The sequence below is a fragment of the Mesorhizobium sp. M7A.F.Ca.AU.002.02.1.1 genome (assembly GCF_003998535.1).
Lineage (GTDB): Bacteria > Pseudomonadota > Alphaproteobacteria > Rhizobiales > Rhizobiaceae > Mesorhizobium > Mesorhizobium ciceri.
Map to the genome: position 1 here is coordinate 1 of NZ_RZPB01000057.1, position 15,548 is coordinate 15,548.

Consider the following 15,548-nt stretch of genomic DNA (forward strand, 5'->3'; position numbering starts at 1 on the left):
CCGACCGCCGGCACCGTTGATCACCTCGAAACGCCGAAGCTGCCGCTCCGGGTCAAGCGTAAGGTCAAGTCCAGACACAAGCCGATCTCCGATCCCAATACAGGATCGGCAACCTCACAGATCGCGACCACTCCCGAAAGGTGGTCCGGAAACACCGCTCTGATGTCCGCTGTCAAGGTTTGGAACGCATGAGGTCGCCCGATCCGAGGAACGGCTGCTCATTCTGATGATCGCGCATGGGTGGGGAGGCGGAACTGAAGGACGTCGGTGATCAAGCTCTGATGCGCGGGTTGGCTACCGCATTCCCGATTGTGCGTCCGGGGCTGTTCCTATCTTACTGCGGGCGTCGGTCGATTTGCCGGCCACAAAGCGTCTGACGGGCATTCCCCTGCCGTGGTCCCGCCTCCGCCCATGCGCGATATGTGCGCCATCGCGGCGAGCGATCAGGTGACGCGCGCCTCCCTTGCGACTGCCCACATAAAGCCGACCAGTTCACGGGCGATCGCGGTGCAGACGACCGTTGTCCGTTTGCCCCGAGCGCTCAGCATGCGGTAGCGGGCTGTCAGGCGGGACTGCGCCTTCCAGGCGATCTCACGCACCTTCGGTGACGCCTGCTCCAACCGGTATAGCTTCGCCTTCCCGACCTTGGGCGGATGTCGATAGGTCCAGGCGCTCTCGACCAACATGTGGCGAACCCGACCGTTGCCTGCCTTTGTGATGCCGCCGCGCCGGACTGTCTCCCCGGTTGAGCGCTCGCCGGGGACCCGACCGAGATATCCCATGAGCTGGCGTGGGCTTTCGAACCGGCTGGCGTCGCCGACTTCGGTGACGAACGTCACGGCGACAATTAGGTCTACCCCACGCAATGTCTGAAGCGCCCACACGATCGGTGCCAGCGACCAGGCCGGGACGAACTCTTCGATCACACGCTCCAGCCGCTCGACCCGCTCTTTCGAGACGCGCACCGCCTCGACCATCTCCTGGAGTGCGATCTGATGCGCGGGATGATCGAACCTTGTTCCTGAAGCCAGCGTAGATAGCGCATCGTCCAGCTCTTCTTTCGCGGATAGCTACGGCCGTGCTTGAGCATGAATGCGCTCACCTGCTGGCGATGGACCCGCAGCGTCTCGACCGCGCCCGCCCGCGCGCGAACAAGATCCCGTATGGACTCGTGCCCTTCATCGGGAACCCACACCGCGGTCAGCTCGCCGGCGCGCAATAGTCGGGCAAGGGAAATGGCGTCTCGACGGTTCGTCTTCACCCGATCGCCGGGCTTCCTTGGTATCAATGATGGTGCAACCACGGTGCACTCGTGCCCGAGCGACCGGATCAGGCGATAAAGGCCGTACCCGGTCGGCCCAGCCTCATAGCAGAAATGCACGTAATCAAAGCGGCTGGCGATCCGGCCTATGACCCGCCGCATGCTGGTCGCCGACGCGTCGACCTCACCGAAGAACCGAACCTCTCCTTCCCGGCCTGCCTCCGCAATCGCAATAGCGTTCTTAAGCTTCGCAACATCGATTCCGACAAATGCTTCTCTATAATCCGCCACGGCTCGTCCTCCTGTGGTGAGGATCGGCTCGGCCCGTCCGAGCAACCCTCGGACGCGCAGTGTAGGGCGAGCCACCTCATCGGCAGAGGCGGACATACGGTCTTACTGTCAAGACGCTGACGACCCAGAATCGCCGGGCGCTGCTGACGGCCCTCAAGTCGCTTCAGGAAAAGGCCATCGCCATCGAGAACGACATCCGTGGCCTGTTTCGTAACTTCGGTCTCAAAGTTGGCATTGTCGACGGCCGGCAAATTCGCGGATCGCATCCGGGACCCTTCCGGTGACATTCCGGAACTCGAGACATCATGGAGACGTTGCTCACCGCCCGTCGGAAACTTTGCGAGCAGTTCACGGTGCTACACGAAAGACTGTTGTCGATCGTGAGGGGTGACACGGTTTGCAGGCGGTTGATGACCGTGCTGGGCGTCGGCCCTATCGTTGCACTGGGTTTCAACGCCACGGTCGATATTCCTGCCCCCTTCAGGAATTCGAAGGACGTGGGGCCGTATCTCGGTTTGACGCCGCGGTTACATCAATCAGGCTAGGATAATCGCGTCGGCAGGTCAGCCTAGGAAGCTTGAATGGGATTGACTTCAACACGCCGAATAGACAAGTCCAGGCATTTGGTGGAGCGGATTGAGAGTGAAGCGCTCGGGCTGGGAAGCCCATGCCTTGCAGATGAACTCGTAGGGTGAGACCTTTGAGGGCCTTCAGCCTGCGGCCGAAATTTGTAGGCCGCAACAAAGTCGGCAAGATGCCGACGCAGTTGGTCATGATCGTCGTAGTGGAAACGCTTGCCCGTCGCGTCCTTGATGGTGCGGTTCATTCGCTCGACCTAGCCGGTGGTCCAAGTATGCTTTGGCTTCGTGGTTCGAAGCACAGCGCGACGATGCGGCCCCCGAACGTGCTTGCGGGCTTCCTGGCGCCGCGACGAGCGCTTGCAGGCGCTGACGGTCGCTGGCCAAAACGGTGAAGGGGGATGCTATTGCGCATGCATCTAACTCGCACGCCAAACCGCAAAACGGAATCCCGAAATCGGACTCTTTTGATCCGATCAATCCACTATGAGACGCCGATTCCGAAATAGCGGGTGTGGGCGACATTGAGGATGCGATTGATCAAGCTTACGAAGCTGTGTCCGCCGGCCGTTGCAGCTGTGCCATAACTGGAGTGTATACCAAGGGCCGGCACCGAGTTCATCTCTAGGACAAACGGTTGGCCTGAGCGATCGATCCGGAAATCGACGCGGGCATAGTCCCGGCAGTGGCAGGCACGGAAGGTCGCAACCGAAATATCCCGTAACATCGTCTCAAGCCCGCTCTCGATTTTCGCCGGGCAAATCTTGGGCACCGCTGCGGCCGCCACGTACTTCGCATCCCAATTCATAACACGCGTTTCGCGGTCACCGAAGTCCTGCTCCACTAGAGGCAAAACTTCGGGCTCCCCGTTTCCGAGCAACGCAACGCAGATTTCCCGCCCCTCGATGTATTCCTCCACTAGCGCATCCTGAGCATGCTGCGTGACGATCACTTCGACGGCCTGCCGCAACTTAGAGTGTTCATGTATGATCTGCAATCCGAAGCTGCAGTCCTCCTCCCGCGGCTTCACTACCACTGGGAATCTCAGGTCGCCGGTGTTCTCGGTGCCGCGACGCATCACGCGAAAGTTCGGAGTCGGCACGCCCTGATCGCGGATGAGCATTTTGGTAATGACTTTGTCTCCCGTCAGCCCAATCCCGAAGGGGCTACATCCAGTGTATGGAACACCGGCCATCTCAAGCATGGCAGGAACATGAGTGTAACGCTTTTCGCCCTGAATTCCCTCCGCCAAGTTGAAGACCATTCCCGAGGGGCGACCTTGCGGATCAGGTGGCATGAACCGCTCGAGACTGGCGAGCAGTCCTTTATCGCCTTCACACACTACCGTCTCGTGGCCGCCCTCTTGAAGTGCCGCCACCACATCTTCCAACGTGCCGCTATGCGGCCAAGGCTGCGGCGGCTGCGGACAAGGCTGACCGAACCGGTTAATCACACCGTTGAAATCACTGTTCGTTACGATGGCTACTCGCATGAGCTATCTCCTTTGACGTTTGTCTGCTGTCACGAAACCAATGAAAACTGGATGGAGGCCAACCGCTATATCAACATTGACGACCTGCACGAGTACAAGAGGCTCGAAGCACCATGGCTGACCCTTTTCACAACCCCCTCCACAAACATAGGTCCACCACCCGGTTCCCTCTCCGGTTCCCGACCCTTTCCGCTGGCGGTGCTCTTTTTGCCCAAGTAGCTCGAAAGACGGCGAGTTGGGTTGCGGTACCATCAATAAAGCCTTATGCAGGGTTTATGCCAAAACAGATGATAACCGGCGGATGAGAGCGCTCCGACGCGAAATGATCGCTTCAAAAACCGTGCCAACCTCGCAAAATGCACGTCGGCCAGTGCTTTGAGTTTGATATCAAACTTACGGTCATATCAGGTACTAAACTGGCCCGCACAACCACTATGTCGCAGGCGCGACAAAATCCGACAGAGATCGTATCCCAGGGGACGAGCGGCGACCCATCCGCAGTCTTTTGACGCTCGCCGGTCCCTTACATCGAGCCCTGGCGTCCAGAATTGAAGTTGGGCGAAGGCGATCCGCATAATCGTATGCCCGGCCTGGCCGGCTTCAACGTGCGAGCGCTGCAGCAGTTTCAACAATGATGGCGAGTCGGCATAAATCTTCTTGAGAGGCTGGCGCTTAATCCCGGAACAAACGCGGCAATCAGCACTTCGCCTTGCTCATTTCGATGACGGCCATAGTGTTATTGCGCGCTTCAAAAGCTGGACAGCGATTCCGCTAATTCCCGGACAGCGTTTTCACAAAAGTCCGACAGTTCGTCGAGGTTGGTCCTCGGCAGCCTGGTTGCTGTAGGGCTGATTGATTTCGGTGTTCTCGGAGTCGGTCAAGAGGGCCGAGGCTTTTTTCTTCGGATGCTCTCGCCCTGAAGGGCGATGCGGTGTGCATTGTGCACGAGCGGTCGTGTATAGCGTCGGCGACCGTGCTGTCGTTAATAAGGTCGTGCCAGCTTGCCACGGGGACCTGGGCGGTGATCAGGGTGGATTTTCTCTGATAGCGCTCCTCGACGATTTTCGAAGAGGTGGAAGCGCTGCTGATCGGAGAGAGCATGGTTGCCGAAGTCGTCGTGGATGAGCCAAGTGGACACGGGTGAGCTTGTCGATGAGGCGGGGAAAGGAACCATCGATGCGTCGCTCTCGAACAGGATAACAGTGCGGCTTCGGAAAAGTCCGGACAGGCTTTCCGGTAATCTCAATGATGAGATCCGCGCCCGCCGTTCCAAAAAAAGGTTCGGCACGAAGCCCGCATTTTTTGCACTGGGCTTACGGCGTGCTGATCCACTGTTTCGTCATTACTATTCCCGAGCCTTGCAACCGAGCCGGAAGCGTCAGGCGAATGCAGGATTCCTGCGCTCGTAGAGCGTCCCAGCTTGGTCAGCACAACCTGACGATACGCGCCATCTTGGCGGCAAAGGCATTTGACGCAGCTGAATTGTCACGATCAGACGGCAGTTGGATCCTCATTGGATGGCCAGTGTTGCAAAAATCACAGGCTGGAGATCGGACTTGCGCCCTGGTGAATTTCCGCCACCGCATCGGGGTCGGTCTTCAACCCGGCAACTTCGACTTCCCAATTATAATAGAGACCGCGGCCGGGGCTTTGGCGGAGAGGGTCAGTCCTGGCGATGCCTCTCTCGAGCCGGCCTACATTGCAGCTGCCAGGCGGTTGGTTGAGCGCGGAGCCGTCGCGATAACCAGGGACTGCGGCTTCAGTATCTGGTGCCAGGCTGCACTGGCCACGTCTGTCAAACTTCCCGTGGCCATGTCGAGCCTGCTACTGGCGCCCACGCTCCTCCGGCAGCTTCCGGCCGGCGCAAAGCTCGCCGTCTGGCCGCAGACTCAAGACACTGCGGCGAAGAGCTGCTGGGCATGGATTCATCCGCAGGGGCAAGAGTAGCCATCGGCGGCATCGAAGGTAATACGCGGCCGGCTAGTGTTACCGAAATGGAGTCCCCGGGTTGCAGTCTGTGTCGCGACTTCGCGCCGCACATCCCAAGATTGACGCACTCCTATTTGAATGTACATTGTCCCCGATGGTGACGTCAGCAATCCGTCGTAGGACAGGACTGCCCATCTATGACGCCGCGCCCCTTTATCGAATGACATTCGCGTCCGTGGCTTGACCGCTTGGAGGCCGTCAGGTGCTTGAGCGCGGCAGTCTCAAGTTTTAAGGGGTGGCAGCGTGGAATCTGCTCCTCGCGAAAGAAGGAAGCCCCAGGCGACTTTCGATCGTATATGCCGCGGCTAGGACGGAGGTGTCGGAATAGCGCGCGCCGACCAGTTGTAGCCCGACGGGCAGCCCTTGATCATCCAGGCCCGATGGAATCGATGCTGCTGGTTGCTGGGTCAAGTTGAAAGGGTAGGTGAAGGGCGTCCAGTCCACCCACCCCTTGTAACTATCATCCGGCACATTTCGCCCGACGGGGAACGGCGCGATAGGCATCGTCGGTGTGACCAAGAGATCGTAATTTTCGTGGAACTTCGCCATCAGAGCGGAGAGCTCGAACCGCATCGCCTCAGCTTCCTGAAATTCGGTAAGGGTGATCTTCAGCCCGCGTTCGGCACCTTCCAGAAAGCCAGGATCTAGTAATTGTCTTTGCTGTTTGTTCATTCGTGACACAATACGGGCGGCGCCAGCGAACCAGAATGTAGAAAACACCTCCACCGGATCCGCAAATCCCGGATTGACTTCGGCCACCTCGGCCCCAAGAGCTCGAAGCTGGTCGATCGCATTATCGGTAACGTTTTGGATATCTCGCGCCACCTTGACATAGCCGAGGTTCCGACTGTAGCCGATCCGCAGGCCCCTGATGGTGGTCTTTGCTGGATCGGGGTCGAGACCTAGGTACGCCGGACCCGCATAGCCATCGCGAGCGTCCTTTCGTGCAATCACATTCATCATCAGGATCGCATCCGCAACGGTGCGGGTCACCGGCCCCAAATGAGACAGCGTTGTCATGGCGCTAGCTGGCCATTGCGGAACGATGCCGAAGGTTGGCTTGAAGCCGAAGGTCCCCGTGAAGCTCGCCGGTATCCGGATTGATCCCCCGCCGTCGCTACCCTGATGAAGAAAGCCAAGGTTGAGCGCAGCCGCAACTGCCGCCCCTCCCGACGACCCGCCTGGTGTCAGGTCAGGATTCCAGGGATTGCGGGTGATCCCGTAGACCGGGCTGTCTGTTACCCCTTTCCAGCCAAATTCTGGAGTGGTTGTCTTGCCCAGGATAACGCCACCGGTCTCACGGATACGGGCTGGAACAGGGGCGTCTTCAGTCCAGGGTCCCTCGGTGCTGCCGGACAATGAGCCACGTCTTGTCGGCCAGCCTCGTGTCAAGGTGAGGTCTTTGATGGTGGCCGGAATGCCATCTAGTACTCCGGCTGGTTCCCCCTTCATCCATCGACCCTCCGAGGCCCGGGCAGCAGACCTGGCCCCTTCGTGGTCGACGAGGCAAAATGCGTTCAGCGCCGGGTTGTTGGCGTCGATGCGGCTGAGACAGTCATCGACGACTTCAACAGGCGAGAGCTGCCGCCTTCGGTAGAGTTCCAGGCATTCGCACGCCGACAGACCCTCAAGAGATGTTGGCACGGATGAACGAGTTTTCATTTTACGAGGTCCGCTACATTCAAGCCTGGCATAAGACGGCAGTTATTCATTCGTTCTGCGGCCCTTGTCAGACCGATCATCAAGACGTCGGACGGGATCCCAACGTGTTCTCTACGAGCTTGATCCAGTACGATGTTCCATAAGGAATCGCCTCGTCGTTGAAATTGTAGGCAGGGTGATGCAGGCCGGCGCTGTCACCGTTCCCGCACCAGACGAAAGCACCCGGCCGCGCCTGCGCCAGGAAGGAGAAATCTTCCCCCCCCATTACCGGTGGCGTCTCGAGCACATTGTTTTCACCGGCCACGCCCTTGGCCGCGCTTCTCGCAAGGTCGGTCTGCTGGACCTCATTGAAGAGAATTGCGTCGAAGCTCTGAAATTTAATATCTATCTTCGCGCCGGTTATCTGGGCGATGCCGGCGACCACTTCGCCCACCCGCTCCTTCACGAACTTGCGCACCTCCGGCTTTAGCGTCCGCATGGTGCCCACCAACTCCGCTGTTTGCGGAACGACGGGGACTAGTCTCTGCCCGGACTGGAACTGGTGGAACGAAATTCCTGCCGAGTCGACAGGGTCAATGTTCTGAGCCAGGATATGCTGCAGGGCCGTCACAAGCTGAGCGCCGACCAGAATCGGATCGATGCATTCATGAGGCCTTCCAGGGTGCCCCCCTCGCCCTTCAATGCTAATTTCTATGCTATCAGTTGCCGCCATCACTGGACCTTGCCGGATTCCGAAGACACCTACCGGCAAGCCCGGACGATTGTGCATTCCGTAGATGTGCTCGATGCCGAACCGCTCCATCAAACCGTCATCTAGCATGGCAACGGCGCCGGTACCGATCTCCTCGGCAGGTTGGAAGATCATGACCGCCGTTCCAGCGAAATTCCGAGTATCGGCAAGATAGCGCGCGGCACCCAACAGCATCGCGGTGTGGCCGTCATGCCCACACGCATGCATCAAGCCCTTGTTCTTGGACGCATAGGGCAGATCGGTCGCTTCGTTGATCGGCAGCGCATCCATGTCAGCGCGCAATCCGATAACCTTTGGGTTACCGTCGCTCACGACGCCGTTGCCCTTGATGACGCCAACGACGCCGGTTTTGCCGATGCCGGTCGCGACGGCGTCGCAGCCGAATTCGCGCAGGCGCTCGGCGACAAATGCCGAAGTACGGGGGATGTCGAAGCCCAGTTCGGGATGTGCATGGATGTCCCGGCGCCAAGCCACTATCTCGGGGAGAAACTCTGCGACGCTATTGAGAATTGCCACGGGGACTTTCCTTTCTTGCCGGTTGCAGGCGAATTTCACGCTTTGTCCTTGCGAGAGCCGGGAGACCCGTTTCCGCGCTGCCGGGAGCACAGCATCCTCTGTGCGACGTAGGCACCCCAGCTATTCCGCCGACTGAAGCCGCTCCAATTAGCCGGGGACCGACAATCCTGAATTCCGCTCCGCCCAGAATGTAGCAAGTGCCAAAGAGCTTGGTTGCGCGAAGGGCGCCTTGGTCCCGCAGAATATCATCGTTTTTTGGTCATTGGCGCATAACACCTGCAGGCTGAGAGGAGGTGCCCTGGTATATATGCGGGACCATTCAAAATAGGACAGCCGACATTCAGAAGTGCGGGACAACTGCGACCCGCGGAAGGCGCGTGGTGGTTGCCTGGGCGGGCTCTTTTGAAGGCTACTCTTCAGCAATTGGCAGAGCAAACGACGCCTTGATCCGATCCATTACAACGATTGTCTTGAACCCCTTTACTTCAAGATGTTCGTAAAAAAAACGACGGGTAAACGCCTCGTACTCGGCCATGTCCTGAGCAGAGACCGTAATAATAAAATCCGCTTCACCCGTAACGTAGTAAGCGTTCATGATCTCAGGCGTCCGCCGAATTGCCTGCTTGAAACGATCGATGATATCGGCGCGATCGCGCTCGAGAGTGATGGATACCAGCAGGAGCAGGGGCCGACCGACGGCTTCCGGTGAAACTATGGCAACGTCCGCTTCGATGACGCCAGCGTCTCGAAGTCGCTTTAATCTCCGCTGACAAGCGGTAGCCGATAGTCCGGCAAGTTCGCCCAATTCCTCTGTCGTAAGGCGATTGTTGCGCTGCACGACGTTGAGAATCTTCCGGTCAATTCGATCCAGATCCATTCACAATCTCTGCTCATGATGATATCGGCCAATGCCAAGGCCGCCAGTCCGTACGTCCAAAATGTAGCAAGTGCCAAACGCCCTCTCGGCGCTAAAGTCGGTCCAAGTCGCAGAAAATCGGCGTTTCTTTCGCCATCTGCGCACAATACCGGCATAGTATAACTATCTGAGGGGTGCCGCTGAATCGATGGGCGTTGCTGGTGAGCAGTTGCGGGCCAGCGCAAGAACGGCAGATTCGATCGGGTGGGGGCGATCCCCGGTCGAAAAGATCCTACCGATCTCGTTGCTCAGGCGCAGAAAACATGAGTTGCAGCACGCTCGCATCAGTTCGAGGCAAGCGTGTTAGGGAGCGACATCACCAAGGGTGTCGGCGTTGCAGCATAAATCGGAGACCATGAGAGTCAGGCTATGAACCGGCCCCGGCTTTCGGATGCCTTACGGCCCTCGCGCGTCGGCCGCGAGTGAACTATGATCCGCATGGGTGTGGGGCTGGAGGAGAAGGTCGTCGGCTCAGTCAGGCTAACGTCGCTCCAAGCACTGGTAAGAAGCCCTATCCGCGGTCTGAGAATTACCCAAATTGATCTCTCGTGAGGCAGTTGTTGCAGCTGCATTCCGTCGAGACGCTTCAGTGATCCGCGAGAATGGCTCGCGATCTCTGCGTGAATCGCGGTTTGGCGCAGGAATGCGGCGTGGGAGACCGAATGTTAGACCAAAGTCGGCACGAGCACCGTGTAAAATGGGCAGGTCAGCGCAGACCAGTCTGGCGGCATTCTTACCCTTGCCGGAACGATCGCCTGAACAAGGTAGCTCAACCGCCGTCCGCACTCCCAGGAGAGAAAGCCATATGCTTCCCTTGGACATCCTCCGAAAGGAGTTTCCAGCCACAGCAAACGCCATCTACATGGATGTCGCGAACCAGGGCCTCATATCAAGCACAACATTGGCTTCAATCGAGCCTCATTTGAACAATCGGCTGCATGGCCTAAACGACGAAGAAAGAATGCTCGAACACGTCGAGCGTACTCGCGCTAGGTTCGCACAATTTATCAATTCAGATCACGATGAAATTGCAATTACCAAGAATGCATCGGAAGGCATCAACATCATCGCTAATGCGATCGATTGGAGAGATGGAGACAACGTCGTTCTATGCCCAAAATTGGAACACGCAAATAATATCTTGCCATGGATTCAGATCAGAGACCGCTACAATGTCGAGTTGCGAGTCGTAGAGCCGGATAACGGCTCAATTCCCCCTGATGCATTCGTAAAGGCGATTGATTCTCATACCCGCGTTGTTGCCTTGGCGACGGTGACGATGGTTCCGGGGTTTCGGACCGTCATGGAGCAGATATCCGAAGCCTGTAGGCACTACGGTGCATTTCTTTTGGCGGACGCGACGCAATCTGTTGGGATACTCCACACCGACGTCAATCGACTTGGCGTAGACGGTGTAGCAGTGTCCACTGTGAAGGGTTTGATGGGTCTTTATGGATCGGGTTTTTTATATTGCCGTAAAGAATGGGCCGATCGGCTGAGCCCGGCCTATCTTGCGCGCTTCAGCGTAGATTTCGGAAACGCGCCAGAATCAGCTCCGGTACCTAGTTTTGTAAAGTTGCGCTCTGGCGCGCCCCGCTTTGATATCGGGCATTACAACTTCCCTGGCATGTTGGCTGCATATGCATCAATGGGCCAGCTACTTGATATCGGAACCGAGGCGATCGACCAGAGCGTTACCTCACTCGCAAAACGTATGGCCACTGGTCTCTTAGATATCGGGCTTCCGGTCTGCGGCGGGCCACCAGGCGCTCACACTGGAAGTATCGTAGCCGTTGGCGATTCCAGCGATCTTGTTGAAGGGCGCCCAGTCGACGCCCGCATTCGGTCGCTTCACGAGCATTTCACGAAGAACGGGGTAATCGTCTCAATACGCAGAGGCATGCTCCGGTTTTCCCTGCATCTTTACAACACCGCCGATGAAGTCGATCGCGTAATCAATCTGGCCAAGAGCTGGTCGAAGTAAGAGCGACACGGCTAGTTCATGCACACAGGAGAGTACATGTCGACCCAGAGCGCCGAGACTATCGGACTTCTCCAAGATCTTATAAAGATCGAGAGCATCAATCCATCGCTGTCGCCAAAAGGTAGTGGAGAGCAAGGTGTAGCCAAGTTCCTCGAGGGTTTTTGCAAGGAGCGGAAGCTGGCTTACGGGATACAGGAGGTGGCCGATGGTCGCTCGAATTTCCTGACCTGGGTACCTGGGAAAGAACCCGATAGGCGTATTCTATTCATTGCTCATATGGATACCGTTCCTATCGATAGGTGGGAATCAGATCCATTCTCGGGTGAGCAACGGGACGGGCGAATATATGGGCGAGGTAGCTGCGACACAAAAGGCTCACTTGCAGCTATGTTGATTGCGCTTAGCTCACTTGGTGAACGGCAGCCCCGGGCCACGGTTGTTGTGGCAGCCAGCATTGACGAAGAGTACCGCAAACTTGGCGCCCGCGCTATAGCCGATTCCGGTGTCGCTTATGAGGGTGCGGTAGTCGGTGAACCCACCGAATTAGAGCTCGTTGTAGCTCACATGGGTTCTGTCCGCTGGCAAATCGAGGTTCAGGGTGTACCGGCTCATACGTCGAAGCCTCATCTCGGAGTGAACGCGATCACGGGCATGGCCAAGGTGGTATTGGCACTTGATGAGCACCATCGATCCCTTGTGTCTCGGGCGCAGCACCCATTGGTAGGGTCATCACAGCTGACCGTGAGCCTCATCGAAGGAGGTTTGGAACTTACCACTGTACCGCCGGTATGCCGTATCTGGGTCGATCGGCGTCTCATACCCGGGGAGCGGCCGCAGGACGCGTTGGCGGAGGTAGAAAGCATACTGGAAGGCCTTCGCCAGGGCGAAGACAAGATCAATGTTCGGTCATTGCTTCCCGCATTGGAAGACCCGCCTCCAATCAGTTCCGGGTCGAGCAAAATTGCAGCAGTCGCAGGAGCGGCTTGTGCCCACGTCGCGGGGACCGGAGAGCAGAAGGGAGCCACCGGCGGCTCGGATGCAAATCAGCTGTCATTGGCTGGGATCCCGTGTGTGATTATCGGACCCGGGCGTACTGCCCAAGCCCATACGAACAACGAGTTCGTTGAAATCGATCAACTGACCAAGGCTGCTGATTTGTACCAGAGAATCATGCTCACATATTAGGAGTGGCCGGCCTGATGGGGGTGCTCAAACCCCGTCCATTGGGCCGCGGACGCCCCGGATGCTGCATGAGCGTGGCGGCCGCAACGTCCCGATCTTCGCTGGTCTCGTCGGCGCTTCCCACGTAGATCTTGCCGCCCGTGCTTGAAATTCTGTTGCGACAGGCAGAGTGCGTCTTCACCATAGGGAGGGCATGATCTTCCACCGGAGACGCAGAGCCACCGAAAATTTGGCGCTCATATGCGGATAACGTACGGCAAGTGCCTAGGAAATGCAGATTTTCCGCGACAAGAAGAAATCCTCGGGGAAAACAGCCTCTTGTGACGTGATACGAAGAGAAAGTATGCGGACAGGACGAATGCCTGATCCGTTCGAGGAATGCCTGTTTTGAAGGACTCGACGAGATGAAATATGAGAAGCCATTTCCGCCCGAGGAGTTTCGGCGTCGTGTTCATGACGTGAAGCAGCGGATGGAGCGAGCGGGGCTGGACTTGCTGATCTGCCAGGATCCCGCGAATATGTATTGGCTTACCGGCTTTGACGGCTATTCGTTCTACGTGCCTCAGGTGGTCTTAGTGCATCTCCAGTCGGACATGCCCCTCTGGTTCGGACGTTTCGTCGATGTAAATTCCGCTTATATAACGACGGATCTGCCTAGAGAAAATATAAGCTCATTTTCCGATCATAGACTTCAACATCCAGAATTACATCCATTTGACGATCTTTGCGAGCTTATCAATTCGCGCGGCTGGGGATCTGATCGAATCGGTGTCGAGCTTAACGCCCACTTCTATACTGCCCGAGCACATCAACATCTCGTCAAAGGCCTTCCGAATGCAAAATTCTCTGATAGCCGCGAATTAGTCAATTGGGCACGGCTTATAAAATCTGACCTTGAACTAGTCTACATGAGAGAAGCGGGCCACCTTGCAACGCATACGATGCAGACGGCAATCGCTAACCTAAGGCCTGGAGTGCCGCAACATGAGGTCGTCGCGGAGGTGTACCGGGCCCAGACACGAGGGGTGGACGGTAAATATGGCGACTCTAGCGGTCCTCCTCTTATCCAGACTAGCGAACAAACGAACGCTCCGCACCTCAGTTGGACCGAGGAGCCCTTGCCGACCTCTGGCCTGGTTCTCATGGAGTTCGGCGCCACCCGACGCCGCTACTGTGCGCCGCTGTGCCGCACCGTCCACATCGGAAAGCCACCCGCAGAGGTCTCGCGTCTTGCTGAGGTTATAGTGGAAGGCGGGGATGCTGTGCTCGAGATGGCAAAGCCTGGTACCGTCGTTGAGGAGCTTAATGCGGTGTGGCAAGATATCCTCAAGCGGAACGGGTATATCAAGATAGGCCGCTCCGGCTATTCAATCGGACTCAACTTCCCGCCGGAATGGGGCGAACGCACGGTTAGTATTCGCGCGGGCGACAAGACCATCCTACAACCAGGAATGTGCTTCCATTTTCAGTCGGGGGTTAGGCTCGAAGGGTTCGGCGCCGCCATCTCTGAATCATTTATTGTAACCGAAAGGGGCGGTGAGCGATTGGCAGATGTTGATCGCCGCTTGATCGTCGTGGACTAGGTGATTTGGATGTGACCCAAATCGTTTTGCGATCTCACTGGGTCCGTTCGAAGCCGGTTGAAATTTGTTTCTGCGGCGAGCGGATGAACGGATCTAGCTTAAGGACGGCGCTGTCTGAGAGGTGCGGCATGCCCAACCTCTGGGACAGGAGAATCTCGCCTAGCACATGAGTTCTCTGCATCAGCGGAGATTAAGATCCGTAGGCCGAAATGAGCCACCTGTGACGCGAGCGCGGCGTGAACGTTGCCCCATTCTACAAATGCGCGGATGACGCAAGAGGACTTAGCTTTTGAGGAGCATTGAGGACGAGTTTACGCGCGCCTGAAGCGGGCTCTTGCCAACCCTGCGCGCCGGTGGGAACGCGAGTATGGTCCGCCCCGTCCGTGCAACACGTCGCGACATCAGCACACGTTGTTCCCGATAGATGGCTCGGCAGCGAAGCTCGCCTTTTGCCCGGGGCTCGCTTCATCCTTTTCTGCTGTTTCGTGCGACTTCACCACTTCACCAAGTGAATGTCTGGGTTATCGCGGGGACCTCAATTTCGGGACCCCAAGACCTCCTTCCGAATGAAGTCGTCCGCGATGCCATCGTGTCTGAAGCGGTCGCGGTCACCCTGCACAGTGCCGGACGAAAGTAGCCTTGCGGCGAGTTCCGTCTAAGATTCGAGGCGGTTGCGCCTGCGTCAGTGCGCCTGATCGGTGTCGGTCGAGAACTTAATGCCACGAGGCCAGATCGGGAACTCGGGATCGGGAGATCGGCGCTGGAACCAACTACTTTCCGCGCCGCCGGCGACCAGCGCGACCTTCGCTCGCGGTCGCTAAGCCTCCTGGCAAGTGAAGTTGTGAGCCGTGTCCAATTCTACGCGAATTGGCTGCTGTTTGCAGGAATGCAGCTAAAGGGGCATCAACTGCGCTGCCGATCGGCGCTGTGGCAGCAATAACCTAAAGGCATCAGCATACCATTGGAGTCTTAGATGAGGGGTACGTCAATCACGGCATTACGCAGGCTCAAACGGCCAGACCTTTTGCGTGGTGATGCGTATCTGAACGGCGCCTGGCTCTCCAAATCAGATACTCTTGCCGTGTTTGATCCTGCCAGCGGTGACGAGATCGCTCAAGTTGCGGCTTGCGCAGACGCCGACGTTGACGACGCGGTCCATTGCGCAAGAGCAGCGTTCCTCAAGTGGCGCGACATGCTTCCGTTACAGCGTGGTGCATATCTGCGGAAATGGGCGGCAGGCATGCGGGAGAGCGCCGAAGACCTGGCTGTCATCATAACGGCCGAGCAAGGAAAACCGATTGCTGAAGCCCGCGGCGAAGTTTCATACGCTGCCGGCTTTTTAG

At 57.5% G+C, this 15,548-nt stretch carries 12 protein-coding genes and 2 pseudogenes; 7 read left to right on the top strand and 7 right to left on the bottom strand.

Going from position 1 to position 15,548, the window contains the following annotated elements; translation table 11 throughout:
• On the top strand, positions 1 to 192 hold a 192-nt coding region (locus EN879_RS39335), incomplete at its 5' end, for a hypothetical protein (protein WP_206520923.1).
• 251 nt (positions 193 to 443) lie between these two features.
• Here EN879_RS39335 and EN879_RS06150 read toward each other — a convergent pair.
• A pseudogene (locus EN879_RS06150) lies at positions 444 to 1,648 on the bottom strand (IS110 family transposase).
• Positions 1,649 to 1,857: 209 nt separating this feature from the next.
• On the opposite strand from EN879_RS06150, the gene EN879_RS39760 reads away from it, so the two are divergent.
• A complete protein-coding gene (locus EN879_RS39760) occupies positions 1,858 to 2,097 on the top strand; it encodes an IS110 family transposase (RefSeq protein WP_063169335.1) in 240 nt (79 codons plus the stop codon).
• Positions 2,098 to 2,145: 48 nt separating this feature from the next.
• Here EN879_RS39760 and EN879_RS06160 read toward each other — a convergent pair.
• The 3 genes and pseudogenes from EN879_RS06160 to EN879_RS06170 form a co-directional block, all read right to left on the bottom strand.
• Positions 2,146 to 2,426 (bottom strand): annotated as a pseudogene (locus tag EN879_RS06160) (integrase core domain-containing protein); the annotation flags it as partial.
• A 188-nt stretch (positions 2,427 to 2,614) separates the two neighbouring features.
• A complete protein-coding gene (locus EN879_RS06165) occupies positions 2,615 to 3,622 on the bottom strand; it encodes an ATP-grasp domain-containing protein (protein WP_063169333.1) in 1,008 nt (335 codons plus the stop codon).
• 771 nt (positions 3,623 to 4,393) lie between these two features.
• Positions 4,394 to 4,723: an ATP-binding protein gene (locus EN879_RS06170; protein WP_272482847.1), complete on the bottom strand. Its 330-nt coding sequence runs from the start codon at positions 4,721 to 4,723 to the stop codon at positions 4,394 to 4,396.
• Between the two features lie 2 nt (positions 4,724 to 4,725).
• On the opposite strand from EN879_RS06170, the gene EN879_RS40545 reads away from it, so the two are divergent.
• Positions 4,726 to 5,031, top strand: a complete 306-nt coding sequence (locus EN879_RS40545) for a hypothetical protein (protein WP_164548505.1) — start codon at positions 4,726 to 4,728, stop codon at positions 5,029 to 5,031.
• An 808-nt stretch (positions 5,032 to 5,839) separates the two neighbouring features.
• Here the strand turns inward: EN879_RS40545 and EN879_RS06180 are convergent.
• From EN879_RS06180 to EN879_RS06190, 3 genes are all read right to left on the bottom strand, one after another.
• A complete protein-coding gene (locus EN879_RS06180) occupies positions 5,840 to 7,273 on the bottom strand; it encodes an amidase (RefSeq protein ID WP_063169332.1) in 1,434 nt (477 codons plus the stop codon).
• A 79-nt stretch (positions 7,274 to 7,352) separates the two neighbouring features.
• Complete coding sequence (locus EN879_RS06185) at positions 7,353 to 8,540, bottom strand: M20 aminoacylase family protein (RefSeq protein ID WP_063169331.1); 1,188 nt, start codon at positions 8,538 to 8,540, stop codon at positions 7,353 to 7,355.
• Between the two features lie 409 nt (positions 8,541 to 8,949).
• Positions 8,950 to 9,417, bottom strand: a complete 468-nt coding sequence (locus tag EN879_RS06190; RefSeq protein ID WP_063169330.1) for an Lrp/AsnC family transcriptional regulator — start codon at positions 9,415 to 9,417, stop codon at positions 8,950 to 8,952.
• Positions 9,418 to 10,261: 844 nt separating this feature from the next.
• Between EN879_RS06190 and EN879_RS06195 the strand changes: the two genes are divergently transcribed.
• The 4 genes from EN879_RS06195 to EN879_RS06210 all read left to right on the top strand — a co-directional run.
• Positions 10,262 to 11,440 carry an aminotransferase class V-fold PLP-dependent enzyme gene (locus EN879_RS06195; protein WP_063169329.1) on the top strand — a complete coding sequence of 393 codons (1,179 nt, stop codon included), beginning with the start codon at positions 10,262 to 10,264 and terminating at the stop codon, positions 11,438 to 11,440.
• A 36-nt stretch (positions 11,441 to 11,476) separates the two neighbouring features.
• Positions 11,477 to 12,625 carry a M20 family metallopeptidase gene (locus EN879_RS06200; protein ID WP_063169328.1) on the top strand — a complete coding sequence of 383 codons (1,149 nt, stop codon included), beginning with the start codon at positions 11,477 to 11,479 and terminating at the stop codon, positions 12,623 to 12,625.
• A 401-nt stretch (positions 12,626 to 13,026) separates the two neighbouring features.
• Positions 13,027 to 14,205, top strand: a complete 1,179-nt coding sequence (locus EN879_RS06205) for a Xaa-Pro peptidase family protein (protein WP_063169327.1) — start codon at positions 13,027 to 13,029, stop codon at positions 14,203 to 14,205.
• 973 nt (positions 14,206 to 15,178) lie between these two features.
• Positions 15,179 to 15,548, top strand: a 370-nt coding sequence (locus EN879_RS06210) for an aldehyde dehydrogenase family protein (protein WP_127273984.1), incomplete at its 3' end; no start/stop codon positions are given.